At 38.7% G+C, this 25,491-nt stretch carries 19 protein-coding genes; 12 read left to right on the forward strand and 7 right to left on the reverse strand.

Features of this window, described 5'->3' with window-relative positions:
• The first annotated feature begins 8 nt into the window (after window positions 1–8).
• From hisD to ACLTU0_RS01280, 4 genes are all read left to right on the forward strand, one after another.
• Window positions 9–1,307 (forward strand): histidinol dehydrogenase, encoded by a 1,299-nt coding sequence (gene hisD, locus ACLTU0_RS01265; protein ID WP_022229877.1) that lies wholly within the window; start codon window positions 9–11, stop codon window positions 1,305–1,307.
• A complete protein-coding gene (locus tag ACLTU0_RS01270) occupies window positions 1,307–1,924 on the forward strand; it encodes an imidazoleglycerol-phosphate dehydratase (protein WP_022229878.1) in 618 nt (205 codons plus the stop codon). Before hisD ends, ACLTU0_RS01270 begins: the two co-directional genes overlap by 1 nt.
• Before the next feature lie 88 nt (window positions 1,925–2,012).
• Window positions 2,013–3,047: an HAD family hydrolase gene (locus ACLTU0_RS01275; RefSeq protein WP_412321084.1), complete on the forward strand. Its 1,035-nt coding sequence runs from the start codon at window positions 2,013–2,015 to the stop codon at window positions 3,045–3,047.
• A complete protein-coding gene (locus tag ACLTU0_RS01280) occupies window positions 3,048–3,599 on the forward strand; it encodes a Fe-S-containing hydro-lyase (RefSeq protein WP_412321086.1) in 552 nt (183 codons plus the stop codon).
• Between the two features lie 91 nt (window positions 3,600–3,690).
• Here the strand turns inward: ACLTU0_RS01280 and ACLTU0_RS01285 are convergent, their stop codons facing one another.
• Both ACLTU0_RS01285 and glmS read right to left on the reverse strand, forming a co-directional pair.
• The gene (locus ACLTU0_RS01285) at window positions 3,691–5,772 is read right to left on the reverse strand and encodes a glutamine synthetase III (RefSeq protein WP_412293681.1); all 2,082 of its coding nucleotides are present in this window, start codon (window positions 5,770–5,772) and stop codon (window positions 3,691–3,693) included.
• Between the two features lie 894 nt (window positions 5,773–6,666).
• Window positions 6,667–8,493 (reverse strand): glutamine--fructose-6-phosphate transaminase (isomerizing), encoded by a 1,827-nt coding sequence (gene glmS, locus ACLTU0_RS01290; RefSeq protein ID WP_412321088.1) that lies wholly within the window; start codon window positions 8,491–8,493, stop codon window positions 6,667–6,669.
• A 182-nt stretch (window positions 8,494–8,675) separates the two neighbouring features.
• Here glmS and ACLTU0_RS01295 point away from each other — a divergent pair, with 182 nt between their 5' ends.
• From ACLTU0_RS01295 to ACLTU0_RS01310, 4 genes are read left to right on the forward strand one after another with little or no spacing between them, the layout of a single operon-like run.
• Window positions 8,676–9,332 (forward strand): YesU family protein, encoded by a 657-nt coding sequence (locus ACLTU0_RS01295; protein WP_147513630.1) that lies wholly within the window; start codon window positions 8,676–8,678, stop codon window positions 9,330–9,332.
• 15 nt (window positions 9,333–9,347) lie between these two features.
• On the forward strand, window positions 9,348–11,744 hold the full coding sequence (locus ACLTU0_RS01300) for an endonuclease MutS2 (protein WP_117964848.1): 2,397 nt from the start codon (window positions 9,348–9,350) through the stop codon (window positions 11,742–11,744).
• Between the two features lie 10 nt (window positions 11,745–11,754).
• On the forward strand, window positions 11,755–12,246 hold the full coding sequence (gene ybaK / locus ACLTU0_RS01305) for a Cys-tRNA(Pro) deacylase (protein ID WP_118446244.1): 492 nt from the start codon (window positions 11,755–11,757) through the stop codon (window positions 12,244–12,246).
• Window positions 12,247–12,260: 14 nt separating this feature from the next.
• The gene (locus tag ACLTU0_RS01310; protein WP_412321090.1) at window positions 12,261–13,520 is read left to right on the forward strand and encodes a DUF1015 domain-containing protein; all 1,260 of its coding nucleotides are present in this window, start codon (window positions 12,261–12,263) and stop codon (window positions 13,518–13,520) included.
• Window positions 13,521–13,557: 37 nt separating this feature from the next.
• Here the strand turns inward: ACLTU0_RS01310 and ACLTU0_RS01315 are convergent, their stop codons facing one another.
• The 3 genes from ACLTU0_RS01315 to ACLTU0_RS01325 form a co-directional block, all read right to left on the reverse strand.
• Window positions 13,558–14,889: an MATE family efflux transporter gene (locus tag ACLTU0_RS01315; RefSeq protein ID WP_412321092.1), complete on the reverse strand. Its 1,332-nt coding sequence runs from the start codon at window positions 14,887–14,889 to the stop codon at window positions 13,558–13,560.
• Between the two features lie 141 nt (window positions 14,890–15,030).
• On the reverse strand, window positions 15,031–15,873 hold the full coding sequence (locus ACLTU0_RS01320) for a fumarate hydratase (protein WP_337870171.1): 843 nt from the start codon (window positions 15,871–15,873) through the stop codon (window positions 15,031–15,033).
• Window positions 15,874–15,890: 17 nt separating this feature from the next.
• A complete protein-coding gene (locus ACLTU0_RS01325; protein WP_412321094.1) occupies window positions 15,891–19,052 on the reverse strand; it encodes a glycosyltransferase family 39 protein in 3,162 nt (1,053 codons plus the stop codon).
• 195 nt (window positions 19,053–19,247) lie between these two features.
• Here ACLTU0_RS01325 and hpf point away from each other — a divergent pair, with 195 nt between their 5' ends.
• The gene (gene hpf, locus ACLTU0_RS01330) at window positions 19,248–19,787 is read left to right on the forward strand and encodes a ribosome hibernation-promoting factor, HPF/YfiA family (RefSeq protein ID WP_022229339.1); all 540 of its coding nucleotides are present in this window, start codon (window positions 19,248–19,250) and stop codon (window positions 19,785–19,787) included.
• 28 nt (window positions 19,788–19,815) lie between these two features.
• Here hpf and ACLTU0_RS01335 read toward each other — a convergent pair whose 3' ends face one another.
• Window positions 19,816–21,294: an oligosaccharide flippase family protein gene (locus ACLTU0_RS01335; RefSeq protein WP_412321096.1), complete on the reverse strand. Its 1,479-nt coding sequence runs from the start codon at window positions 21,292–21,294 to the stop codon at window positions 19,816–19,818.
• A gap of 9 nt (window positions 21,295–21,303) precedes the next feature.
• Complete coding sequence (locus tag ACLTU0_RS01340; RefSeq protein WP_412274172.1) at window positions 21,304–22,347, reverse strand: glycosyltransferase; 1,044 nt, start codon at window positions 22,345–22,347, stop codon at window positions 21,304–21,306.
• A 153-nt stretch (window positions 22,348–22,500) separates the two neighbouring features.
• Between ACLTU0_RS01340 and ACLTU0_RS01345 the strand changes: the two genes are divergently transcribed.
• The 3 genes from ACLTU0_RS01345 (at window position 22,501) to nadA (ending at window position 25,487) form a co-directional block, all read left to right on the forward strand.
• Window positions 22,501–23,481 (forward strand): glycosyltransferase family 2 protein, encoded by a 981-nt coding sequence (locus ACLTU0_RS01345; RefSeq protein WP_412321098.1) that lies wholly within the window; start codon window positions 22,501–22,503, stop codon window positions 23,479–23,481.
• A gap of 3 nt (window positions 23,482–23,484) precedes the next feature.
• On the forward strand, window positions 23,485–24,468 hold the full coding sequence (locus tag ACLTU0_RS01350) for a polysaccharide pyruvyl transferase family protein (protein ID WP_412274168.1): 984 nt from the start codon (window positions 23,485–23,487) through the stop codon (window positions 24,466–24,468).
• Between the two features lie 110 nt (window positions 24,469–24,578).
• Window positions 24,579–25,487 carry a quinolinate synthase NadA gene (gene nadA / locus ACLTU0_RS01355; protein ID WP_022229344.1) on the forward strand — a complete coding sequence of 303 codons (909 nt, stop codon included), beginning with the start codon at window positions 24,579–24,581 and terminating at the stop codon, window positions 25,485–25,487.
• Window positions 25,488–25,491 lie beyond the last annotated feature (4 nt).

Consider the following 25,491-nt stretch of genomic DNA (forward strand, 5'->3'; position numbering starts at 1 on the left):
GGAAGACAATGAACCCGAATATTTATGAACTTTCAAAAATGACAAAAGAGCAGTATGATTTCATAATGAAACGTGCAGAGCTTGATATTACAGAACAAATGAAAGTTGCCAAAGAAGTTTCTGATGATGTCAAGGCACGTGGTGACGAGGCAGTATTGGAATATACTGCAAAGTTTGACCGTGTACAGCTTACTGCTGATAAAATGAAAGTAACACCTGAAGAGATAGAGGCAGGCTACAATAACCTTGATAAGGAAACAAGAGAGGCTATTGAATATGCTTATAAGAACATATACGATTTCCATGAAAAGCAACTTCCGGAGGAAATGTGGTTTACTATGGTCGATGACGGACTTATGGTAGGCGAAAAGACTACTCCAATAGTTGACGTATGTCTGTATGTTCCTCACGGTAAGGGTTCATTCCCATCAGTTTTGTGTATGCTTGGTATACCGGCAGTTGTTGCGAAAGTTCCTAAGATTGTTGTTGTAACACCTCCGAATGAAAAGGGTGAAGTTGACGACGCTATTTTGGCTGCGGCAAAGATAATCGGTATCACTGAAATATATAAAGTAGGCGGTATTCAAGCCGTTGCAGCCGTTGCATACGGTACTGAAACAATTCCTAAGTGTCATAAAATTATTGGTCCGGGTAACAGTTATGCAACTGCCGCAAAGAGAGTTCTTGCAAACCATATTGACGCAGGTTTGCCGGCAGGTCCGAGTGAAATTATTGTTCTTGCAGATGAAAAGGCTGACCCTGAAAAGGTTGCTCTTGACTGGATGATTGAGGCTGAACACGGCCCTGACAGTGCCGCACTTCTTGTTACTCACTCAAAGGAACTTGTTGAAAAGGTTGTTCCGATTGTAAACAGACAGCTTGAAAAGATTTCTCCGAAGAGAAAAGAATTTATAGAAACAAACCTTACAACATACGGCGGTGTAATTCTTACAAATTCGCTTGACGAATCAATCGATTTCGTAAACGAATACGCACCTGAACATATGGAAGTTATGACAGAAAAGCCTTTTGATACACTTCCTAAGATTAAGAATGCAGGTGAAATTCTTCTTGGCGATTACACACCTGTAACACTTTGTAACTTCGTTTTAGGTCCTAACGCAATCTTGCCGACAGGCGGTTTTGCAAAGACTTATTCATCAGTAAGTGTTCAAGACTTCTTAAAGCGTTCATCAGTAGGCTATGCGTCAAAAGACGGTTTTGAAAATGTAAGAGATTACGCTTACAGATTTGCAAAGGTCGAAGGATTTGACACGCATGGTTTGGCAGTAAAGGAAAGAAAGTAATGGAAAAGATAAAAGTTACCCGAAAAACAACCGAATCCGAAATGAACGTTGTGCTTGATTTTGCACCGCTTAAAAAGGATTACAGAAAGTACATAAAGACACCTATACCGTTTTTAAATCATATGATTGAGCATATTGCATGGCGCGGTGAGGTCAATATTGATGTTGACTTAAAGCTTGATGAATTTGTTTTGACACACGTTATATGTGAAGATTTAGGTATTGCACTTGGTAAGGCGGCAAAGGAATATATCGACCGTACAGACGGTGCGAGAGGTTTCGGTGACGCAGTCGGTATTATAGACGAGGCAAAAGCGGAATGTGCGTTGAGTTTTGAATCAAGAGCATATTGCGATATTGATTATCACGGTATTGAGCTTAGTGAAAAAGTCGAGGGAATGGATACGGAGGATTTGGAAACATTCCTTGAAGGCTTTGCACAGGGGGCTATGTGTACACTTCATATTGACCTTGTAAAAGGTCATAACGGACATCATATTTGGGAGGCAATATACCGTAGTTTCGGAAGTGCTTTGAATAAGGTATTTGAAGTATCTGAAAGCCGCAAGGGCAAAACAAGCGGTGTAGCCGGAAAAATTGATTGGGTAATAGAATAATATTAGGGACACTAAATAGGGACACTAAAATTTAGTGTCCCTATTTCTGAAAACAGATAAAATCTGAAAGGAACAAAGTATTAAAAATATGAAACTCGCAAAATTTCTTGATAAATACGATACCGTTATATTTGATATGGACGGTGTTATAACAAGTGAACAGAATTATTGGAATTGTGCGGCACTCACTGTCTGGGAATATCTGAATTACAACAGCGGTCAAAAAATTAATGCCGCAGAGTGTATGCAAAATATTTCAAAAATCCGAAGCCGCGTTTTTTCAGACGATGAGCTGATAAGCGTTTTAAAAGGCAAGGGCGTTAATTCAAATTGGGATTTAGGTTATGTGACGGTGCTTATAGCATGGATATGCAACGGAAAAACTGATTGGAATTATTTTGACAAAGTGCTTGAATATGCAAGGTCATTGTCAGACAATATTATTGATGAATACGATAATCTTGCAATTAAATGTGCCGAAAAAACAGGTTTTGATTATGAATGGCTGAAACGCAACGGAACTATGTGGACGACTATGCGAGATATATTTCAGACGTGGTTTCTTGGTGATGAACTGTTTGAAAAGACTTTTGGCTATATACCGATTAATACGGGCAAAACGGGGCTTTTATATAAGGAAGAACCGATTGTCGATAAGAATAAGCTTATTGCAATAATGAGTCTTTTAAGCCGAAATAAACGCGTGTGTACAGGTACAGGCAGACCGTATATAGAAATGCTGCCGCCGATTGAAAATTGGGGGATAAAGCAGTATTTTGCACAAAACGGACTTTGTAATTATGATAATGTTGTCGAGGCTGAAAAAGAGCTTAACAACAATGCACTTACAAAGCCGCACCCATATATGTTCCTAAAGGCACTTTACGGCACTGATTACAGCAATAAACGCATTGTTGACGGCGATTATGATAAAGCGAAAATAAAGACTACACTTGTTGTCGGCGACGCAGGTGCGGATATTCTGGCGGCACAGGCGATGGGTGCTGACTTTTGTGCGGTGCTTACGGGAATACAAGGCGAGAGAGCAAGAGGTTATTTTGAAAAACTTGGGGCGAACTATATTTTAAAAAGTGTAGAAGATTTTTTAGTGGAGGGAGAATAAATGGAAAAACGACTCACAACACCATTTACAAAGGATAAAATTAAAGACCTGAAAGCAGGCGACAGCGTGCTTATAACAGGCACAATATACACCGCGCGTGACGCGGCACACGAAAGAATGACGACAAATTTCAAAAACGGAATACCGTTCCCGATAGATTTGACCGACAACGTGATTTATTATGCAGGTCCATGTCCTGCAAAACCCGGCGAAGTTATCGGCTCTTGCGGACCGACTACAGCCGGCAGAATGGACGCGTACACGCCGATGCTTTTAGATAACGGACTTGGCTGTATGATAGGCAAGGGTGCAAGAAGCAAAGAAGTTGTTGACGCAATGAAACGTAATACAGTTGTGTATCTTGGCGCAATCGGCGGTGCGGGTGCATTGATTGCACAATCGATAAAAAAAGCCGAAGTTGTCGCATATGACGATTTGGGTACGGAGGCAATCAGAAAACTTGAAGTTGAAGATTTCCCGGCAGTCGTGCTTATAGATTGCGAGGGTAACGACCTTTACGAAATAGGTCAGGCAAAGTACAGAGAAATATAAAATATATATAAATATCAAAAAATCCGATGGTTTGTTCCATCGGATTTTTTGTTGCTACTATATTTATAACAAAGAAAGAAGTTTCTTTAGATTATACAAGATAAAGTAAATCTGTGTATGTTGGGAACGGCCAGTATTCTTTTGCAACGATTGTTTCAAGAGTATCGGCTGTTTCACGAAGTGCGTCCATAGCAGGAAGAACAGTATCCTTATAATACATACCCACTGCGTATACGTCAACGTCAGGAACGTCTGTAGCGGCGTCAAGAGTATCAATCTTAATCATAAGATCCTCTGTAAGCTCTGTAAGTCTTTGAGCCTTTTCAAGTTCCTTAGGAGCGTCAAGACCAAGTGCTTTCTTTGAAGCAATATCGTCTGTAACGAACTTTGTATATTTTAGGCAAGCAGGAAGAATTTCCTGTTTAGCCATTTCAAGCATTGTAAGCATTTCAAAATGAAGTGTATTGTTGTAATCCTCCATCATGATTTCGCCTCTTGTCTTAACTTCTACATCAGTAAATACTTCTTGCTTTGTGAACAAGTCGATTGACTTCTGAGTTACGAAGTAAGGCATAGCGTCAGGAGTTGTCTTTAAGTTATATAGACCTCTCTTTTCAGCCTCTGCAACCCATTCATCACTGTAACCGTTACCGTTGAAGATAATTCTTTCGTGATCTTTGAAAATCTTGATTGCAAGTTCAAGAGCATCTTTTGAAATGTCCTTGCTACCATCAAGTTGATCTGCGATTTCTGTAAGTGTTTCGGAAACGATTGCATTGATAACGATATTGATACCTGCGATTGACTGTCTTGAACCCGGAGCACGGAATTCAAATCTGTTACCTGTAAATGCAAATGGGGAAGTTCTGTTTCTGTCTGTTGTGTCTTTTTCAATATCAGGAAGTGATTCAACACCTGTTTCGATTAGCTTACCTGCCTCATACTTAACACCCTTACCGCTCTTTAGCTGGTCAACAACTGCTGCAAGCTGGTCACCAAGATACATTGAAATAATAGCAGGAGGTGCCTCGTTTGCACCAAGTCTGTGGTCATTACCTGCTGTTGCAACAGATACTCTAAGTAAATCGGCATAATCGTCAACAGCCTTGATAACTGCTGCAAGGAACAATAGGAACTGAACGTTTTCTTCAGGTTTTTTACCCGGCTTTAGAAGAAGTTCGCCGTCTGATGTACCGATTGACCAGTTATTGTGTTTACCTGAACCGTTGATACCTTCATATGGCTTTTCATGTAGTAGGCAGTATAGACCGTGATGGTCGGCAACTTTCTTCAGAACTTCCATAGTAAGCTGGTTGTGATCTGAAGAAATGTTTGTTGTTGAGAAAATAGGTGCGATTTCGTGCTGAGCAGGAGCAACTTCATTATGCTTTGTCTTAGCAAGTACGCCAAGTTTCCAAAGTTCTTCGTCAACTTCCTGCATGAAAGCTGCAACTCTTTCTTTAATTTGACCGAAATAGTGATCATCCATTTCCTGACCCTTTGCAGGCTTTGCACCAAATAGAGTTCTGCCTGTTAAAAGTAAGTCCTTACGCTTATTTCTAAGCTTTTTGTCAACAAGGAAATATTCCTGTTCAGGACCGACATATGAAACAACTCTCTTAGGGAATTTACCGAATAGAGCCAAAACTCTTCTTGCAGCCTTGTCGATTGCAGCCTCACTGCGAAGTAGAGGAGTTTTCTTATCAAGAACTTCACCTGTATACGAAACGAATGATGTAGGAATGTACAATGAGTGATCCTTAATGAATGCAAATGATGTCGGGTCCCAAGCTGTATAACCTCTTGCCTCAAATGTTGCTCTAAGTCCGCCTGATGGGAAAGAAGACGCATCCGGCTCACCCATAACAAGCTCTTTGCCTGAGAATTCCATAATGACAGTTCTGTCATCTGTAGGCTGAATGAAAGAGTCATGCTTTTCGGCTGTAAGACCTGTCATTGGCTGGAACCAGTGAGTGTAGTGAGTACAACCGTTTTCAAGTGCCCAGTCCTTCATTGCATTTGCAACAACTTCCGCAACGGATATATCAAGTTTTGAACCGTCATTGATAGTCTTTAGCAATGATTTGTAAATATCCTTAGGCAATCTTGCCTTCATAGTAGGAAGATTAAAAACCTTCTCACCGAAAATTTCTGCTACATTTCCGTTTTCCATAATAATACCTCCTGAAATTATTGATGCACATATATAATAAAAGTACAATCAAAATGTTTTGCTGAGCTAACAATAAGTATCTTACGAAAAAAGGGCATTTTATATTTAAAAATATAAAACACCCTTGTCTTATCTTCGCTCAATCTATGGGGTTAGTTGTCTTAACTAACTGTTTTCTATGCTTTAATTATACCACTAAATAAAGTTTTGTCAATATGCAACTTGCAAAATTTAGAATAGAATAACTTTTTTTTATTTATGCAAAATGATGAGTGGCTGCCACTACAGTGGCGCCCCTTGAGGGGAGCTGTCGTGAAACGACTGAGTAAGTAAAATACGAATTAAAGGGGCGACCAATGATTGCCCCTACGAAGAAAGTATGTGTGGTGTCATAGCATATTTGTAGGGGTGGTCATCGGCCGCCCGTATAGAGAGAGTACGATGCCTCGGTGTCACGATAACCACCACTCCGTCACTGCGTGCCACCTCTCCTCAAGGAGAGGCTTTTTGCTTGAGGGGAGCTGTCGTTGAAACGACTGAGGGGGTAAGTAAAATACGAATTAAGGGGCGACCAATGATCGCCCCTACGAAGAAAGTATGTGTGGTGTCATAGCATATTTGTAGTGGCGGTCATCGGCCGCCCGTATAGAGAGAGTACGGTGCCTCGACGTCCCGCAAAACTGTGGATAAATGTTGCGATAAGCGTTATTGCAGGCGCAATTAACGTGATTGTGAGCGACTGTATTAACAGCGTCATAAAAAAGATTATTTCTGTTCGTCATAAAACCGTCTCATCAAATTAAATATAAATAAAAAAACAGAGTGTCTGACATTCAAAGCCTGTCAGGCACTCTATCAATTATTATTATACCACAAAAAATATTTCTGTCAGGATTATTCAACAGTAACCGATTTTGCAAGGTTTCTCGGCTTATCAATGTCGCAGCCCTTTAATGATGCAACATAGTAACCGAATAACTGCAACGGAATAACTGTAAGTGACGGAAGTAACATTTCGTGCGTTGCAGGGATTTTTACAGTATAGTCAGCAACGTCGTCCATATGTTCATGTTCTTCGGTTGTTACGCCCATAACAATCGCACCTCTTGCTTTAACTTCCTTAACATTTGAAACTGTTTTATCAAACAAATTCTTGCCTGTTGCAAGCGCTACAACAAGTGTACCGTCCTCAATAAGTGAGATTGTACCGTGTTTTAATTCACCTGCGGCGTATGCTTCACTGTGAATATATGATATTTCCTTTAGCTTTAGTGAGCCTTCAAGAGATACTGCATAGTCAAGGTTTCTGCCGATAAAGAATATTGAATGGCAATTATAGAACTTTGAGGCAAGATACTGAACATCTTCTTTAGATTTAAGAATTTCAGCAACCTTATCCGGAAGTGACTCAATTTCTTTAATAAAGTCAGCATATTCTTCTTTAGAAATTTTACCTAATTTATCAGCCATATATGCGGCGATAAGGTATATAACAGTAAGTTGTGTACTGTAGGCCTTAGTTGTTGCAACGGCGATTTCAGGACCTGCCCATGTATAAATAACATCATCAGACGCTTTTGCAATGGCACTGCCGACAACGTTTACGATTGAAAGCACTCTTGCGCCGCGAGCTTTCGCCTCTTCAAGAGCGGCTTTTGTATCGGCTGTTTCGCCTGACTGGCTGATTACAATTACAAGGTCGTCTTTGCCAACGATAGGGTCGCAGTAACGGAACTCTGACGCAACCTGTACTTCAACAGGAATACGGCACATTTTTTCGATTACATACTTGCCTACAACGCCTACATGGTATGCACTGCCGCATGCAACGATATAAATTTTATTGATATTCTTAATATCTTCTTCTGTAAGAGAAATATCGTCAAGAACGATTTTGCCGTCCTTAATTCTCGGACTGATGGTATCTCTGATAGCTTTTGGCTGTTCTTCGATTTCTTTCATCATAAAGTGTTCATAGCCGCCTTTTTCAGCCGCACTTACGTCCCAATCAACCGTGAACTTTTCTTTTTTAACTTCTTCTTTATCTGTATTGTAAACCTTTACGCTGTCCTTTTTAAGTACAACGATTTCGTTATCTTCAAGGTAGTAAATATCTCTTGTGTGCTTTAAAATTGCAGTAACGTCCGATGCGATAAAGTTTTCTTCGTCACCAAGACCGACAATCATAGGACTTGCTTTTCTTACTGCGATAAATTGGTCAGGGTAGTCAACGCAAAGTACGCCAAGAGCATATGAACCCTCAACTCTGTTGATAACCTTAATCATTGTATCCATTATGTCACCTTTGTAGTAATATTCAAAAAGGTGAGCGATAACTTCTGTATCTGTTTCAGAAATAAATTCAAAACCTTTGCTTTCAAGTTTTTTCTTTAATGAAATGTAGTTTTCGATAATACCGTTATGAACAACGGCAAAACGGCCTGATTGTGAAAGATGAGGGTGAGCATTTACGTCTGACGGCTCGCCGTGAGTTGCCCAACGTGTATGACCGATACCCATATTACCGCCAAGTTTTTTACCGCCGTCAATTTTTTCTGAAAGAACCGCTAATTTTCCCTTTGACTTAGCAACTTCCAATTCATTATTATTGTAAACAGCAATACCTGCACTGTCATATCCTCTGTATTCAAGTTTTGACAGACCTTCAAGCAAAATAGGAGCTGCTTGATTTTTACCTATATATCCTACTATACCGCACATATTATAATGTACCTCCTTATTGTCCACTAGCAATGTTATATTGCTTTACATAAAAATATATATACCATTCTATACTATTCTCACAGATTTTTCAATCCTTTTTTTTGATTTCGTGTTGTATTTAGTAAATATTGCTGATATAATATAGGTTAAGATGAGTTTTTTGTGGAGGATTAAAAACAATGAAGTTAGTTTATGAAAACAAATTGTCCTGCGAGAATGACGTAAAAGATTTCGTTCTTGAGGGAAGTGCCGAGATATATTTTGAAAACGGTAAAATGCGTATGAAAAATGCGTTGTCTGCCGATTTGGGACAAAAGTCAAACTTTGTGTATTGGTGCAACGAGGACTTCCCTTCAGATGTGCAGATAGAGTGGGACTTCAGACCGATTGAAGAGCCGGGATTGGCGATTTTGTTCTTTTCGGCAAAGGGTGTGAACGGTGAAGATTTGTTTGATCCGTCATTGCAGGAAAGGGACGGACAGTATAATTTGTATCATTCGGGTGATATAAATGCGTACCATGTTTCATATTTCCGCAGAAAGTGGGACGAGGAAAGAGGTTTTCATACCTGCAATTTAAGAAAAAGCAAGGGCTTTCATCTTGTTGTACAAGGTGCAGACCCTATTCCGAATTGCGAGGACGCATTTGAAAGCTATCATATAAAGCTTGTAAAAAAAGACGGTAAGATTGATTTTATAATTAACGATTTGCCTGTATTTTCATGGCAAGACGACGGAAAGGAATATGGTCCTGTTTTAGGCGGCGGGAAAATAGGTTTCAGACAAATGGCGCCTATGATTGGTGAGTATTCTAATCTAAAAGTATATTCTATATAAAATAGGAGAGGTAAAATGGATAAACAGAATAAAGCGTTCAAGGTACTTGAATTTGACAAGATACTTGAACGGCTTTCATCATATACGGAGAGCAAAGACGTAAAAAAACGCATTGAAGAAATAGTTCCGTATACGGAATTAGAGGACGCAAGGGCGGCACAGAAAGAAACGACAGAGGCAATGTCAACCTTATTAAAACTCGGCTCACCGCCGGTAAATCTGTCTGTTGAAAATGTGCTTGGAGCGGTAAAAAGAACAGAGCGTGACGGTGTACTTCATACAAAGGAACTTATGAACATATCAAGACTTTTGTATGTAGCAAGACGTATGAAGTCGTATATAGACGAATCAGCCGAAGAATGTACAATTCTTCACGGTATAGAGGAGGCTATCATAACGGCAAAACAACTTGAGGACAGAATTAATTCGTGTATCGTTTCTGAAAATGAAATTGCCGACGATGCGTCACCTGAACTTAACACAATCAGAAGAAAAATAAGAAATCTAAACGGCAAGATTAAGGAAAATCTTAATTCTATGATTCACTCAACGCATTACAAAAAGTTTTTGCAAGACCCTATTGTAACAATGCGTTCGGACAGATACGTTATACCCGTAAAGAGTGAATACAGAGGTGAAGTAAACGGTATTGTACACGATACGTCCGCGAGCGGTGCAACTCTGTTTATCGAGCCTATGAGCGTTGTAAACAACAACAACGAAATCCGTGATTTGCATACGAAAGAGCAACAGGAAATTGAGCGAATACTTGCGGAACTTTCGGCACTTGTTGCAGAAAACAGTCATACAATTTTTGTGGATTATAAGTATGTTACGGAGCTTGATTTTATGTTCTGTAAGGGCAGACTGTCGCTTGATATGAACGCAAATGAGCCTGTACTGAACGACAAGGGTATCATACGATATAAAAAAGCACGTCATCCGCTTATTGACAAAGAGAAGGTCGTGGCAAATGACATAATGCTTGGCGGCGAATATGATACGCTTGTCATAACAGGTCCGAATACAGGCGGTAAAACAGTAACGCTTAAAACTATCGGATTGTTTTCGATTATGGCGGCGGCAGGACTTCATATTCCGGCACAGGATAACAGTGAAGCGGCTGTGTTCCATCATATTTTTGCGGACATCGGTGACGAACAGTCAATAGAACAGAGCCTTTCGACATTCTCGTCACATATGGTCAATACAGTGAGCATACTTGAAAATATTGATTTTAATTCACTTGCACTGTTTGACGAATTGGGTGCGGGAACTGACCCGACAGAAGGTGCGGCACTTGCTATATCAATATTGGAATTTCTTCGTGCAAGAAAGGCTACAACCGTTGCGACAACTCATTACAGTGAATTGAAATTATTCGCGCTTTCGACTGACGGTGTGGAAAATGCGTCATGCGAATTTGACGTTGCGACACTTCAGCCGACTTACAAACTTCTTATCGGTGTACCGGGTAAGTCAAATGCGTTTGCAATTTCACGCAGACTCGGACTTGACGAAAGAATAATTGACAGAGCAAACGATATATTGTCTGATGAGGATATAAAATTTGAGGACGTCATAACAGACCTTGAACAAAACCGTGCAAAGGCGAGAAAAGAGGCTGACGAGGCGGCAAGAATGAAGCGTGAACTTACCGATCTCAGAAAGCAGATTGAAAATGACAGAATAAAGCTTAAAGAAAATAAATCAAGAATACTTGATGAGGCAAGACGTGAGGCGAAAATACTTGTAATGGACGCAAAGGATGAGGCGAACAGCATTATTCGCGACCTTGAAAAAATGCGTCAGCAAGGTATTTCAAACGGAGGCAATCTTGACAAAAAGACTTCCGCAATGCGTGACAAGCTGAAAAAGAAAGAAGATACGATTGATAAGGCAATGGCGCGTGCGGCAAAGCCGAAGAAAACATATGTCGAACCGCCTAAAAATCTTAAACCGGGTGCGACTGTTAAAATCGTTGATATGAATCAAGAGGCGACAGTTTTAAAAGAGCCTGATAAAAACGGCAATGTTCGTGTTCAGGCGGGTATTATAAAAATGGACGTGCATATAACGAACTTGCGTAAGGTTGAAGAAAAGAAGTCAAAGGAATTGGCTGAAAAGTACGTCAGAAGTACGAGGGCTTTTGAATCGAAGTCAAAGAACGTTTCAACGGAAGTTGACGTCAGAGGACAAAATCTTGAAGAAGCGTGGATGAATGTTGAAAAATTCCTTGACGATTGCTACCTTGCGGGAATTTCGCCTGTAAGCATTATTCACGGTAAAGGTACGGGCATTTTGCGTAAAGGCTTGCAGGGATATATGAAAAAACACAGATACGTCAAATCGTTCAGAAACGGCAGATACGGCGAGGGCGAAGACGGTGTAACGATAGTAGAATTAAAATAAGGTGATATAAATGGCAAAGGACAAAAAGACTGTAACAAATGCAATGCGTTTGCTTAATGCGTCAAAGATAAAATATGAAACGGTTGAATATGAGGCTGATGAAGTCGGCGAGCATTTCGGTGAGGCTATTGCCGAAATGACAGGTATTCCGGCTGAAAAATCATTTAAAACTCTTGTCGCAAGAGGTGACAAAACGGGTATAATGGTTAGCTGTATAGCAGTAAATCACGAAGTGGATTTAAAAAAACTTGCAAAGGTTTCGGGTAACAAAAAGGTTGAGATGATACACGTCAAAGAACTTTTGGGACTTACGGGGTATATCAGAGGCGGAGTATCGCCTGTCGGAATGAAGAAGAAATATCCGACATATATAAACGAAACGGCACAAAACTTTGAAACAATCGCAATCAGCGGCGGAAGATGCGGTACAACGCTTATCCTTTCGCCGAATGATGTGCAAAAAGCAACAGACTGCGTATTCGCAGACATAACGAAAGAATAACGGAGGGCAGAACTATGGCAATTTTTAAACCGGCGGACATACTTATTCCGCAAAATGTTGATTTCACAAAGTGGAGCGTTGTGGCGTGTGACCAATACACGTCTGAAAGAGAATATTGGGAAGATGTAAAAAATATTGTCGGTGACAGTCCGTCAACGCTAAATATTATATTCCCTGAGGTTTATCTTGAGGACGGTGACGGAGACGAACGTATCAAGAAGATAAACAGCACAATGGAGGAGTATATAAATAAGGGTATTTTCAGAGAGTTAAAGGACACGTTTATATATGTAAAACGTACTCAGCCGAACGGAAAAACACGTCACGGTATTGTCGGAATGCTTGATCTTGAAGAATATGATTTTTCAAAAGGCTCACAGTCAAAAGTTCGTGCAACGGAGGGTACAATTATCGAACGTATTCCGCCAAGACAGCGTATAAGAAAAAATGCACCGCTTGAGGCACCGCACATTCTGATACTTATTGATGACAGAGAAAAAGCGGTTGTTGAACCGCTTGAAAATCAGATAAACGATTTTGAAAAGATTTATGATTTTGACCTTATGAAAAATTCGGGACATATCGTGGGTTATAATGTAAATGAAAGTGCAAAGAAGAATATACTTGACGCAATAGAAAAACTCGGCGATAAGGCTGATTTTGAGGCAAAATACGGTGTTAAGGATAAGGGCGTGCTGATGTTCGCGGCAGGTGACGGAAATCATTCTCTTGCAACCGCAAAAACCTGTTGGGAAGAAATTAAAAAGAAACTTTCAGAGGAAGAAATTAAAACTCACCCTGCACGTTTTGCGTTGGTTGAGCTTATGAATATCCACGACGAAACACTTGAATTTGAACCTATTCAACGTGTAATATTTGAAACAGAGCCGAAGAAATTGCTTGATGAACTTGTTGCGTTTTACGGTGCGGAATATGAAGATAACGGCGGTCAGCGTATTGATTATACATACGGCGGTAATGAGGGCAGTATCTATATTAAGAATACAGACTCAAATCTTCCTGTCGGAACACTTCAAAAATTTCTTGATAAATACCTTGCCGAAAACGGCGGTAAAATTGATTATATCCATGGAAACGACGTTGTAAGAAATCTTGCAAAGGCAGATAATACAATCGGTTTTATGGTCGATTCAATGGAGAAAAACGACTTGTTCACAACAGTTATAAAGGACGGTTCACTTCCGCGAAAAACTTTCTCAATGGGTGAGGCGGCAGATAAGAGATTTTATCTTGAATGTAAGAAAATCAGATAATCAAAATGTGCGGTCATTTTATTTGACCGCACATTTTTTATATTCTCCTGCTTGCTTTATGATAAATAAAATACGCAAAAACGGCTGTGACAAATTCGGCGAACGGAAAGCTTATCCATACACCTACCGCACCGAAAAATCTGCTGAAAACAAAAGCCGCAGGAATGATAATTATTATATATCTGAAAAGCGAAATCCACAATGACGGCAGACCTTTTCCAAGCCCCTCCAAAGCCCCTGACGACGTTACGGATACGGCTGATACGATAAATCCTATACTGATAATGTTAAGTGCCGTAACGCCTAATTTAAGCGTATCAGGGTTTGCAGTAAACATTCCGAACAGTGTAGACGGCATAATCCACGAAAGTGCAGTACCCAAAGCCATAATTATTGCCGACAGCAAAAGTGCGGTGTTGTATATTTGCTTAACACGTTTGTGTTCACCTGCACCGTAGTTATAGCCTATGATAGGTCTGATACCTTGAATAAGACCGTTGGCGGTTAGGTATATAAATGTTTGAAGTTTGTAGTATACACCGAGTACAAGAACGTATGAGCCTGAAAATTCGGAAAGTATTCCGTTAAGTGCCGTTATAAGCAATGACGGAAGTGCCATATTAAGCATAGCCGGTACACCGATTGAGTATAGCTTTTTCAGAAGTCGTTTGCCGGATTTGAGCAGACTTATTCTGAATTTTGCCTGAATAGGACTTGCAAAGTAGAATATGAAGTAAATGATAAGCGTTATAGTCTGTCCTATACCTGTGGCAAGTGCCGCACCTTGAATACCCATAGCGGGAAAAGGTCCTAAGCCGAATATCATTATAGGGTCAAGAATAATGTTCGTGACACAACCGCATATCATACTTATCATTGATACGTTCATTCTGCCGACTGCTTGGAAAATCTTTTCAAATGCTATGCCGACATTTACTATTGTTGAAAATGAAAACACGATAGTTGAGTACATTACGGCAAGATTGATAACATCTGTATCGGTTGTGAACATTTTTACGAAGTACGGCATACTGAATATTGAAAAGACGGTAAGTATAAGTCCGTGTATAAAGCTTAGAAACAATCCGTAAGTTGTTGCTCTGTCTGCGTTCTGCATTTCGCCCGCACCGAGATGGAATGCAACTACCGCATTTATGCCTACACCAAATCCGACTGCGATAGAATTTACAAGATTTTGAATTGGGTAGACAAGCGAAAGTGCGGTCATTGCGTTTTCGCTCACTTTTGAGACAAAGAAACTGTCGATGATATTGTACAGTGAATTTACCGCCATAGATATTATCATAGGCAAAGCCATTGAAAGCACAAGCGGCAGTATCTTTTTTTCTTTCATAAACGTTTGATCCATAAATAATTCTCCTTATATTTATTCCGAAAAAAAACTATAGGGTTAATACTGTTTGACTCAAAAACAGAAAACCCTATAGTCTCATTATAATCCGGACAAGATTATTCAATTTTATATCAACCTGCCGGGCAGGCTCAAATTTTATATAATTTCCACAGTATGTCTTGTTGCGTGACAGTTTACGTTTACTGCAACCGGCAAGCCTGCAATGTGGGTAGGGAATGTTTCCACATTTACGGCAAGGGCGGTTGTTGTACCGCCCATACCCTGAGGACCTATTCCCAGTTTATTTATTTTTTCTAAAAGCGTTTTTTCAAGCTCAGCATAAAAAGGATTTGAGTTTGGAACGTCAATATCTCTTGTAAGAGCCTTTTTAGCGATTTGTGCCGCTTTATCCATAGTACCGCCGATACCTACGCCGATTACCATAGGCGGACAAGGATTTGCACCGGCTTTTTTGACTGTTTCAATAACGAAGTCAATAACTCCGTTTATGCCGTCTGACGGATTAAGCATTTTAAGTCCGCTTTTATTTTCACTGCCGAAGCCCTTCGGTGCAAATGTGATTTTAATTTTATCGCCTTTAACGAAGTCGTAGTAAATAACCGCCGGAGTATTATCCTTTGTATTCACTCTGTCAAGCGGATCGCGGACAACCGACTTTCTTAAATATCCGTCTGTATATCCCATTGAAACACCCTTGTTTACGGCGTCTGTTATTGTGTCACCCTCAACAAAAACTTCATTGCCGATTTCGATAAAGAACACTGCCATACCTGTATCCTGACAAATAGGAACTTCTTTGCTGTCAGCAATTTCGGCATTCTTCAAAAGGTTTTCTATAACACCTTTTGAAATATCCGATTTTTCGGTTTTGACACTGTTGCTAAGTGCAGATTTGATGTCTTTGTTTATGTGACAATTTGCTTTGATACACATACCCTTAACAACTTCTGCAATGTCATTTGAATTTATAATACGCATAAATTTTTCTCCTTATCTTATATCAATACCCATGAGTCAAACCATTTCAAGAAGTGGTCAACGTAGTCTACACTGCACGGATGACCCGAAAGAACAGGGTAGAACATTGCAAACAATACGATTGCAAGTCCTGCATATACAAATGCACCGTACATAACCGCCTTTTTATTCTTCGCCTCGTTATAGATGTTGAGGATTGAATAACCGAGCATAAGCACGATAAACGGTACGCAAGGGAAGTAGTGGTATATAAACGTAAGTCTTGTAACAGGTATCCACGATACAAGCTGTGCAAGGTAAGCGATTACAAGGAACAATGCGTTTTTATCTCTGTTTTTGAAAATCAAATATACCATATAGAAGAATGCCGGAATACCAAGCCACCATACAAGCGGATTACCGAATGAGCTGATACCCTCTTTAACCTCCGATGTAATTGTTCCCGAATAGTACCATATAGGACGTTTCATAATAATCCATTCATACCAACGTGACGAGAACGGATGCTCTGAGCCGAGAACGGTCTTTGAATGGTAAGTAAGCATTGAGCTTTGGTTATCAATAATCGTCTTGAAACCTTGCGAATTCGGTGCTTGCAAGTACGGAATATATGCAAGACAGTATATAATAAGCGGTACTATTACGAAGAATATACAGCACCATAAAATTGTTTTTATCATATACGGCTTGAAGTTGTCAATTATAAATTTGTGACTTATTCCGTTTGTTTCGCCATTTGGTGTTTTAACTGCGACACGGTACTCACTGTAACGCTTGTAAAGTGTTATGAAGAACAGTACCGCAAGTCCCGCTCCTGCATATATACCTGTCCATTTACTTGCTATGCCAAGTCCCATACTAATTCCGCACAATGCAAGTGTGATAAGTCCTTTTTTGAATGACGAATCATAGAAACTTGTGCTGTAATACTTATACATAAAGTAGTACATCAGCATTACGAAGAATGTGATATATACGTCTATTGTTGCAATTCTTGTCTGTGCGAAGTGCATAAAGTCGAATGTGAGCAAAAGGCAAGTAACTATTGCAAGCCAAGATTTCTTTAGCAATTTCTTTGCAAAAAGGTATATAAGCGGTAACATAAATATACCGAATACAGTACCGACAATTCTCCAGCCGAACGGACACATTCCGAATATTCTTATACCGATTGAAATAAATACTTTACCAAGCGGTGGGTGAGTCCATTCGTATACGTTTAGATGATGTACAAATTCATAGCCTGTACGTCCGTGATAAATTTCGTCAAAGTATGTGCCGTTTCTGAATGATGAACGCTCCGGAACTTCCTGCTGTTCGTCAAACAAAGCCTGTCCCTCTGACGGTGTTGCCGAAACAGGCTCTATAAGGTTGCCCGAAGAATCAAGTAAGGCAAATTCTTTCATTGAAAGCTCTGTGCCGTTTGTTGAAAGTGTAACATATCTTGCGGTAACGCTCTTTGTTTTTTCTTCCCAATGGAATACAGAACCCTCTGTAAGTGTTTCTGTAGCGGTTGTATTGTTTGATGAGTCCGCAAAAGTGATTGTTAAATTGCGGTTGTCTTCAAGTTCATATGAACCAAGGAAGAATTTATATTGGCTGATGTTGCAGTCCTTACCTAAATCAAGCGTTACAGGTGCGTCTGAAATCATATATTCCGTTTCTGCCGCGTGCATATCGCCGAGGTCATAAAGTGCGATACATGAATATACAACGACTATAGCCGCCATTGCAATAACGTCTACACGGGTTATTTTAGGGAATATTTCGCTTACGGCGAATTTAGCCTGTTTCTTAACAGGAGTATTTGCGAAAGTTTTAGAACTTTTTGTATTCTTTTGATATGCTTGCTTTGAATTTTTCGTACTCTTAACTTCTTCTTTTACCGTATCTTTAAGTTCGTTGCCTGCATAAAGTTTTTGCGTCAAGTAAACTATAAATATCAGAAGTACAACATTTATTAAAGACGCAATCAAAACAGGTGCGGAACGGAAGTAGTCGTTCGGACTTTTTTCGTATACAAACAGTACCCATGCAGTGTTAAAGAACTGCGAAAGTGTAACAAGTGCATACATAATAAAGTTTTTGAAATCAGTCACTGAAACAAATGCCAAAAGCAAAAGCCCCATTGCAGGGAATGCGTAACGGTCGTGCATTTTTGTTGAAAGCATATATGTCATAAACGCAAGCAATGCACCGACAAAGTAATACTTCGCATTGTTTTTGCTCTTGAAGAATACATATACCGAATATGCGACAATGGCAATAAGGAATACATAACCGATAACAGTTGTAAACGATGAAAGACCTTCCCAGTTTTTACCCAATGCACCCCACAAGTTAAACGCATTGACCGTTAGGTAAGGATATGACGCCATAGTCGTGGTGTATTGGCCGATTACATTTGATATTCCGAACGGAAGTGCAAGCAACACCATAAGGATTATTGCACTGACACCAAATCCCAAATTCTTTAACAGCTTTTCTTTGCTGAAATCTTTTATAAATACATTTTCGATTATACCGAATATAAGTATAGGCGTAAATATAAATGCCTGCGGTTTTATGAATATACATATTGCAAACATAAAATATGAATAAATCATTTTCTTTTCGCTTATGAAGTATATCATAAGCAGTATGAACAATGTATATACCGAATCGACTTGTCCCCAAAGAGAACAGTTTACTATAGTTGCGGGATTGAAAAGGTATAGCGACGCGAACACAGTTGAAAGTCCGTCTGAAAACTTTTTCTTTGCAACTTTGTATATAAGTACACCGGCGAGAATATCGCATACAATAGCCGGAAGTTTTACAAGTGCGTATTGCGCACCGTCGGAGAAACCGAACAGTTTTTCAATCGCACCGACTATATAGAGAACATACATATATCCCGGCGGATAGTCGTGAAACATATCGAGTGTGTAAAACTTACCGAAACCGTTTTCAAAAACGGCGTTTGACCAGCCTATGAAACAACTCATATCAGTGTTGTGTCCTCTGTAGACTGCTCCGAGGATTAAACGAAGTATAAATGCCACAGCCGCGGCGGCAATAATATACATTGCGTTGTTATCCTTTTTCACATTGCTTTTTAGTGCCGGATTGATGTAATATGACCATACAGCAAAAGCGGCGAGTGCCGAGAAAAGCACTGTTAATGAAATTCCAAGCATATTTTCACCTCATATTTTAATAATTATTATCTCAACTTATTATTTTACTATATATTCCTATATAATGCAAGCATAAAAAAATATAAAAATTTTTTCAAAAAAAATGTTTGAACTTGTAATATGGTGGTATATATATAGTAACAAAGATAATTTATTAAAAATAATCTTTGGCTAAACACAAAAGGAGTGAGTTTTATGAAGTTCAAAATTATTGGCAGAAGATACGATGTGACAGATAAGATCAGAGATTATGTTGAAAAGAAATTGGGAAAGCTTGATAAGTTTTTCAAAGATGAATCTGAGGCAAGAGTCGTAATCGGAACGATTAAAGATAATGATTATATTGAAGCTACAATTTATGCTGCAGGTATGATGTACAGAGCAGAGGCATCAGATAAAGAAATCCTTGCCGCAATCGATAAGATTGTAGACGTTATCGAAAGACAAATCAGAAAGAATAAGACACGTCTTTCAAAGAAGATAAAGAGAGATGCTACTCTTGACGCAAACCTAATCAGCGGTGCGACTTATACAGAGGGTGAAGAAACAAAAGAGTTTGAAGTTGTTAAGACAAAGAGATTTACCGTTAAGCCTATGAGTGTTGAGGAGGCTATTCTTCAAATGAATTTGTTGGGTCACACATTCTTCGTATTCAAAAATCAGGAAACTGATGAAATGAATGTTGTATATAAGAGAAAAGACGGCAAATATGCTGTTATTGAATCAATAGAATAATATGCAGTGATGCACCTTTCGGGGTGCATCATTTTTTATATAATTTTTTTTCGTTTTGGTTAAGTCCTAAAAACCACATTGACACTGCATAAAAGACGGTGAATATAATACCGCACAAAGCTATTGAGAACAAATTATCCGAAACAAAATGACGGATTACGATTATCGTCAAAATCGGAATAATCAAAGACGGAATAAATTTAAAAATCTCTTTCCAAAAATATTTAATATCAAGTCCGACGCGTTTATGATAATATATATTCATTATAATTATATTCCCGACAACAAGGCTTAAAGCCGTACCGAATGCGCAGCCAAGCTCGCCGAATTTTATACACAGCGGAATGCTTACGGCAATATTAATTGCGGCGATTACAAAGTACAAAACCGAGCGGAATTTGTGCATATCTTTTGCACGCTGAATTTCAATACCGATAGATTGAATTGAAGTTACAACCAGCGGCGAAATAAGCAGTAATGCGGTATAGTAGGGGATATTGCTGTCAATCCCCGACCAAAGTTTGATAAAAGGTTTGCCTACTGCGATTATTATAAAATAAATATAAGCCATAACGACAAACTGCACTCTGCCGAATGACGCAAAAAATTTGCTTGTTTCTCTGTTGTCGGCATGGTTTGCGATAAGCGTATGTGCCTTTGGCGTCATAAGTGACGAAAGTGCATAGGAAAATGTAAGGAAATATCCGTTGAATTGAGAACCTACTGAATAAACGGCTACATTTTTTGCACCGCTGAACATTCCGAGCAGAATTTTATCGACATTCCAATTAATTTGGTCACTTATAATATTCAAAAACACAAAAAACGAAAATACCGAAAGCTGTTTGAAAACATTTTTATCAAATGCAAAGCAAAATCGCATATTAAGTTTTTTTATACAATACACCGTACCGCAAAGCAGTTTTATAACGGTAATCGCCGTCATACAAATCGCAACGGAAACCGCACCGTGTCCCATAATCAGCAGAGGAAAAGTCAGCATAGGATTTAAAAGTGATGATATTATAATCAGAATTTTCTGAAACGAAAAACGCTCTTGTGCGATTATGTACGAATCGGATATACTGCACGGAAATGTAAACGCAAGGTTTACGGTCAATATGCCGAGCAATGTTTTCAGTAATTTTATCTCGCTTGCGGTCATTGATTTACCGAACAGAGTTGATGTGTTCATCGTTATAAAACCGCCGACGATAAGCGACAAAATTGAAACGGAAATAAATATTATCGTAAACATACCGTTCAGAACCGATATTGCGTTATCGTCATTGTCGGCTTTGTATTGTGAATAAAAACGCATATACGAACTTCCGAAACCAAAGCTTAAAATGCTGAGACTTGACATTGTGGAGACAGCAAGCTGAAGAAGTCCGTAATTGCTTTCACCCAAAAGTCTAAGCATAACGGGAGTGTATAAAATGCTGATTATGCTTTGTATAAAAATGGCTATATATGAAAGTATAAATCCTGATTTTAAATTTCTCATATTGCTACCTCATCTGAAAAATCTTTGCCAAAATCTCACAATGTTTATACAGACGGTAAGTAAAAAAGGTCTGTTTCTTTTTATAAGTTTGAAGTACATACGGTGGAAAAACGGCAAGGAGGAAATATCTATTTTATCGATAAAACCTTTTTCATCGGCAAATATACATATTTCTCTGATGTGATTTAGCTTTGTCTTAATCGGAACTGAATTTGCTTTTTTCAGTTCGTTGCTTATTGCGGTTTTCGCAAGATAAGAATAGTAGTATTCAAGTTGATTTGAATACGGTGAATTTGCGATTGATGAATTTGACAAAAATTCATACAGTGACTTGAAACAGTCAAAATATGAACTGTCATAACTTACCGTCATTTGAGTGCGGGAACGTCTGTAATGATACAAAGACAGATTTTCCAAGAAATACAGACTGTCACATTCAAGCAAATACGGATATACGCAAGCCGCGTCCTCACCGGTGCGAATATCGTCATCAACCGCCATTTGATGTTTAATGAGTTTTTCTCTTTTGTAGAGTTTATTCCATATGACAGGGTATATTCCGAACTTATAAAACACACCCGTATAAATCATTTTAGGGAACACGTTATTTTCAAGCTGTTCACGGTTATAGTAACCGCCGCTTATATTGATATGCGTGCTGCCGGAAGAAAACGGAACGGACTTGTTTTCGTGTTCAACGTCACACATAATCATATCGCAATTATATTTTTCCATTGCATTAACCATATGTTCGTACATATGCTCGTCAATCCAATCGTCACCGTCAACATAGCCTGCATATTTGCCTACCGCAACGGAAAGCCCTGCTTTTCTTGCACTGACAACGCCGCCGTTTTCTTTATGAATAACTCGTACACGACTGTCTTTTTTTGCGGCGGCATCACATATTTCGACGCTGTTGTCCGTTGAACCGTCATCTACAAGTATAAGTTCAAAATCTGTAAAGGTTTGTGAAATAATGCTGTTGATACATTTAGGCAGAAAAGAACCTACATTGTAGACAGGTACGATAATACTAAGTAATATGCTCATTCACGTTCTCCTTTACATATGATTTTGCTATTGACAGTTTGTGTCAACACTTTATTAAGTATATCATTTTTAACGGTTACAGTCAATCATAAGTATTTACAAAAAAATATGTTTATGATATTATTAATAGAACAAACGGGAACGGAGGAAAGTATGGAAACAGCAGTTAGTGTGATAATACCTGTATATAATTGTGAAAAAACAGTGGGAAGATGTATAAACAGCGTGCTTAATCAAACGCTTGCCAATATCGAAGTGATAGCGGTAAATGACGGTTCGGACGACAGCACTTTGAAGGTATTAAAAGGTATAAATGACGATAGATTAAAAATAATTTCTCACCTTAATTACGGTCAAGGATATGCAAGAAATAACGGAATGTCTGTTGCAAGCGGTAAATATATTGCATTTGTTGACGCTGACGACACAATAGAGGAATGTATGCTTGAAAAAATGTATGAAAAAGCCGAAACGGAAAATGCGGATATGGTGCAGTGTAATTTATATGACATATATCCCGACAGAACAAGAAAAATTCAGCTTAAACCACTGGACAAGACAGTTATCGTTGAGGATAAGGGCGAGTATGCCGATAAATATTTTTCAACGTGCTATCACAGTTATGAAATTTGTAACAAACTTATACGAAGAAGTTTTCTTGAGGAAAACAACTTGAAATTCTGCGATACAAAGAAATATTTTTCAGAAGACTTAATGTTTAATTTAAAGATGCTTAGCTGTTTAAAAAAAGTTTGCTTTATTTCCGAGCCTTATTATAATTACTATCAGTATGAAACAAGTCATTTTCATAATGTAAGCAACGGCGAGCGAAGATTGGCGGCGATATGCGATTTGTTCATTGACTATATGGCAGAGGCGGAGCCTGAAATGAAAAAGGCGGTGTCATTTACCGCGTCAATGATTGTTACATATAATATAGGACTATGTGCAAAATTATCATATGAATCGGCATACAGAGTTATGACAAGCCATGTTTACAGAAAATATTTAAAGTCCGCGCTTACACGAAAATGCAGTATCAAGCATAAGGCGTTTTTCCTTGCATTGCTGATTTTTCCTCTAAGATGGCGAATGAAAGTTGCGTCTTTGTATGCGTGGAGATGGGAAGTTTAAGGAATGAGTAAAAGATTGAGGATTTTGCTTGACGGATATATTGATGGTAATTTCGGCGATGACCTTATGCTGTATCTTGCGGCTGACGGACTTAAAGAACATAAGCTGTATATAACATCTCCCAAACTTGATATTGCCGAATATACTGAAGAAAAAATAGGTTTTGACTGTTATTTAAAAGTGACAGGCTCGGGATTTTTGATACACAACAACAAAGGTATAGCTTATCGTATGCGTGATATGTACCGCGAAAAACGGTATTCAAAAAACAGAGCCGTTATAAACTGCAATATAAGCGGTTTTGTTAATCGCGTTGCCGAAAAAGTTATACAAAAGCAAATCAGCGGATATGACTTTGTGACGGTGCGTGACAGATATTCGTATGAATATATAACGAAGAATATACCGAATGTAAAATGCGGAAAATATCCCGATATGGTGCTGTCGTTAAGTGACGGAATGATACCGAATGTGCATAGTGAAAATGCACTTGGGATAAGCGTGCATAAGAGTGCGGATATAAATTTGTTGGCAGAAATTGCGGACAGATTTATTAACGAAACAGGCAGAAATGTTTGTCTTTTGTGTTTTAATACAGGCTTGGAAGATGATGTTTCGGTGGCAAATCAAGTTTACGGTATTATGAAAAATAAACATATGACCGAAATTATACGATACACAGATATAAATGATATGTTGAAAAATATCAAGCGTTGCGGAGCAATTTTGGGAATACGTTTTCATTCGACTATACTGGCAATCAGAATGGGCATACCTGTTGTGCCGATTGCGTATTCTGATAAGACAAAAAATGCACTTGACGAAATAGGTTACAGCGGTAAAATATATGATGTGAACAATATTGATACGGACGAAGTTTTGAGAAGTATTTTAAATGCAGTACCTTATAAATTAGACGGTAATATAATAAAATCAGCCGAAAATCATATAAAAAGATTTGACGAATACATCAAACGACAGTGTTAAAAGCTGTCGTTTTTTTGTATGTTTTTCACATTGTTTATACAGGTGTCTTTACAGGTGTAATGATAAGTGCTATACTGTTAAAAATAAATTATATAAGGGGTTTATATGTTATGAATGAACTTGTAAAAGAAATCGAGCAACTGAAGAAAGAGAAAAATGCTGTAATTCTTGCTCATTATTATGTTAATGATGAAGTGCAGGAAATAGCTGACTATATCGGTGACTCTTACTATTTGGCAAAAGTGGCAAGAGAGGTTGACGCAAAGACTATCGTTTTCTGCGGTGTGTCGTTTATGGGCGAAAGCGCGAAAATTCTTAACCCGAACAAAACTGTTTTAATGCCGGATATGTCGGCAGATTGTCCTATGGCGCATATGGCACAAGTTGAGAAAATCGAAGAAATGCGTGGAAAGTATGATGACCTTGCGGTTGTATGCTATATAAATTCAACCGCCGAATTAAAGTGTCACAGTGATGTTTGCGTAACTTCATCAAATGCGGTTAAGATTGTAAAATCATTGCCGAATAAAAACATCTTCTTTATTCCTGACGAAAATCTCGGCAGACACGTTGCAAAGCAGATACCTGAAAAGAACATTATACTAAACAAAGGTTTTTGCCACGTTCATGTTTCAATGACAGCCGACAATCTAAAGGCTATAAAAGAAAAATATCCGAAGGCACTTGTGCTTGCACACCCGGAATGTAAACAGGAAGTGCTTGACCTTGCCGACTACATAGGAAGTACATCGGGTATCATAAATTACGCAACTGAAAGCGACAATGAAGAATTTATAATCTGTACAGAAAGCGGAGTGGGCTATGAACTTAGAACAAAAAATCCGAATAAGAAATTCTACTTTGCAGGTACAAAACATTTTTGCCCTAATATGAAACTAAACACAGTCGAAAAAGTCTGTCACGTTTTAAAAACAGGTGAAAACGAAGTGCATGTAAGCGACGAAACAAGATTAAAGTCACTTGTGCCGCTTGATAAAATGCTTGAAATGGCAAAATAAGGAG

This window comes from Hominilimicola sp. (genome assembly GCF_046972485.1).
In the GTDB taxonomy this organism is placed as follows: domain Bacteria; phylum Bacillota; class Clostridia; order UBA1381; family UBA1381; genus Hominilimicola; species Hominilimicola fabiformis.

Coding starts and splice junctions, on each gene's coding strand:
- ACLTU0_RS01300 (WP_117964848.1), top strand. CDS start 9,348: ATGGATAAACAGAATAAAGCGTTCAAGGTACTTGAATTTGACAAGATA.
- ACLTU0_RS01325 (WP_412321094.1), bottom strand. CDS start 19,052: ATGCTTGGAATTTCATTAACAGTGCTTTTCTCGGCACTCGCCGCTTTT.
- ACLTU0_RS01295 (WP_147513630.1), top strand. CDS start 8,676: ATGAAGTTAGTTTATGAAAACAAATTGTCCTGCGAGAATGACGTAAAA.
- ACLTU0_RS01270 (WP_022229878.1), top strand. CDS start 1,307: ATGGAAAAGATAAAAGTTACCCGAAAAACAACCGAATCCGAAATGAAC.
- ACLTU0_RS01345 (WP_412321098.1), top strand. CDS start 22,501: ATGGAAACAGCAGTTAGTGTGATAATACCTGTATATAATTGTGAAAAA.
- ACLTU0_RS01335 (WP_412321096.1), bottom strand. CDS start 21,294: ATGAGAAATTTAAAATCAGGATTTATACTTTCATATATAGCCATTTTT.
- ACLTU0_RS01340 (WP_412274172.1), bottom strand. CDS start 22,347: ATGAGCATATTACTTAGTATTATCGTACCTGTCTACAATGTAGGTTCT.
- ACLTU0_RS01275 (WP_412321084.1), top strand. CDS start 2,013: ATGAAACTCGCAAAATTTCTTGATAAATACGATACCGTTATATTTGAT.
- hpf (WP_022229339.1), top strand. CDS start 19,248: ATGAAGTTCAAAATTATTGGCAGAAGATACGATGTGACAGATAAGATC.
- glmS (WP_412321088.1), bottom strand. CDS start 8,493: ATGTGCGGTATAGTAGGATATATAGGTAAAAATCAAGCAGCTCCTATT.
- ACLTU0_RS01285 (WP_412293681.1), bottom strand. CDS start 5,772: ATGGAAAACGGAAATGTAGCAGAAATTTTCGGTGAGAAGGTTTTTAAT.
- nadA (WP_022229344.1), top strand. CDS start 24,579: ATGAATGAACTTGTAAAAGAAATCGAGCAACTGAAGAAAGAGAAAAAT.
- hisD (WP_022229877.1), top strand. CDS start 9: ATGAACCCGAATATTTATGAACTTTCAAAAATGACAAAAGAGCAGTAT.
- ybaK (WP_118446244.1), top strand. CDS start 11,755: ATGGCAAAGGACAAAAAGACTGTAACAAATGCAATGCGTTTGCTTAAT.
- ACLTU0_RS01310 (WP_412321090.1), top strand. CDS start 12,261: ATGGCAATTTTTAAACCGGCGGACATACTTATTCCGCAAAATGTTGAT.
- ACLTU0_RS01350 (WP_412274168.1), top strand. CDS start 23,485: ATGAGTAAAAGATTGAGGATTTTGCTTGACGGATATATTGATGGTAAT.
- ACLTU0_RS01280 (WP_412321086.1), top strand. CDS start 3,048: ATGGAAAAACGACTCACAACACCATTTACAAAGGATAAAATTAAAGAC.
- ACLTU0_RS01320 (WP_337870171.1), bottom strand. CDS start 15,873: ATGCGTATTATAAATTCAAATGACATTGCAGAAGTTGTTAAGGGTATG.
- ACLTU0_RS01315 (WP_412321092.1), bottom strand. CDS start 14,889: ATGGATCAAACGTTTATGAAAGAAAAAAAGATACTGCCGCTTGTGCTT.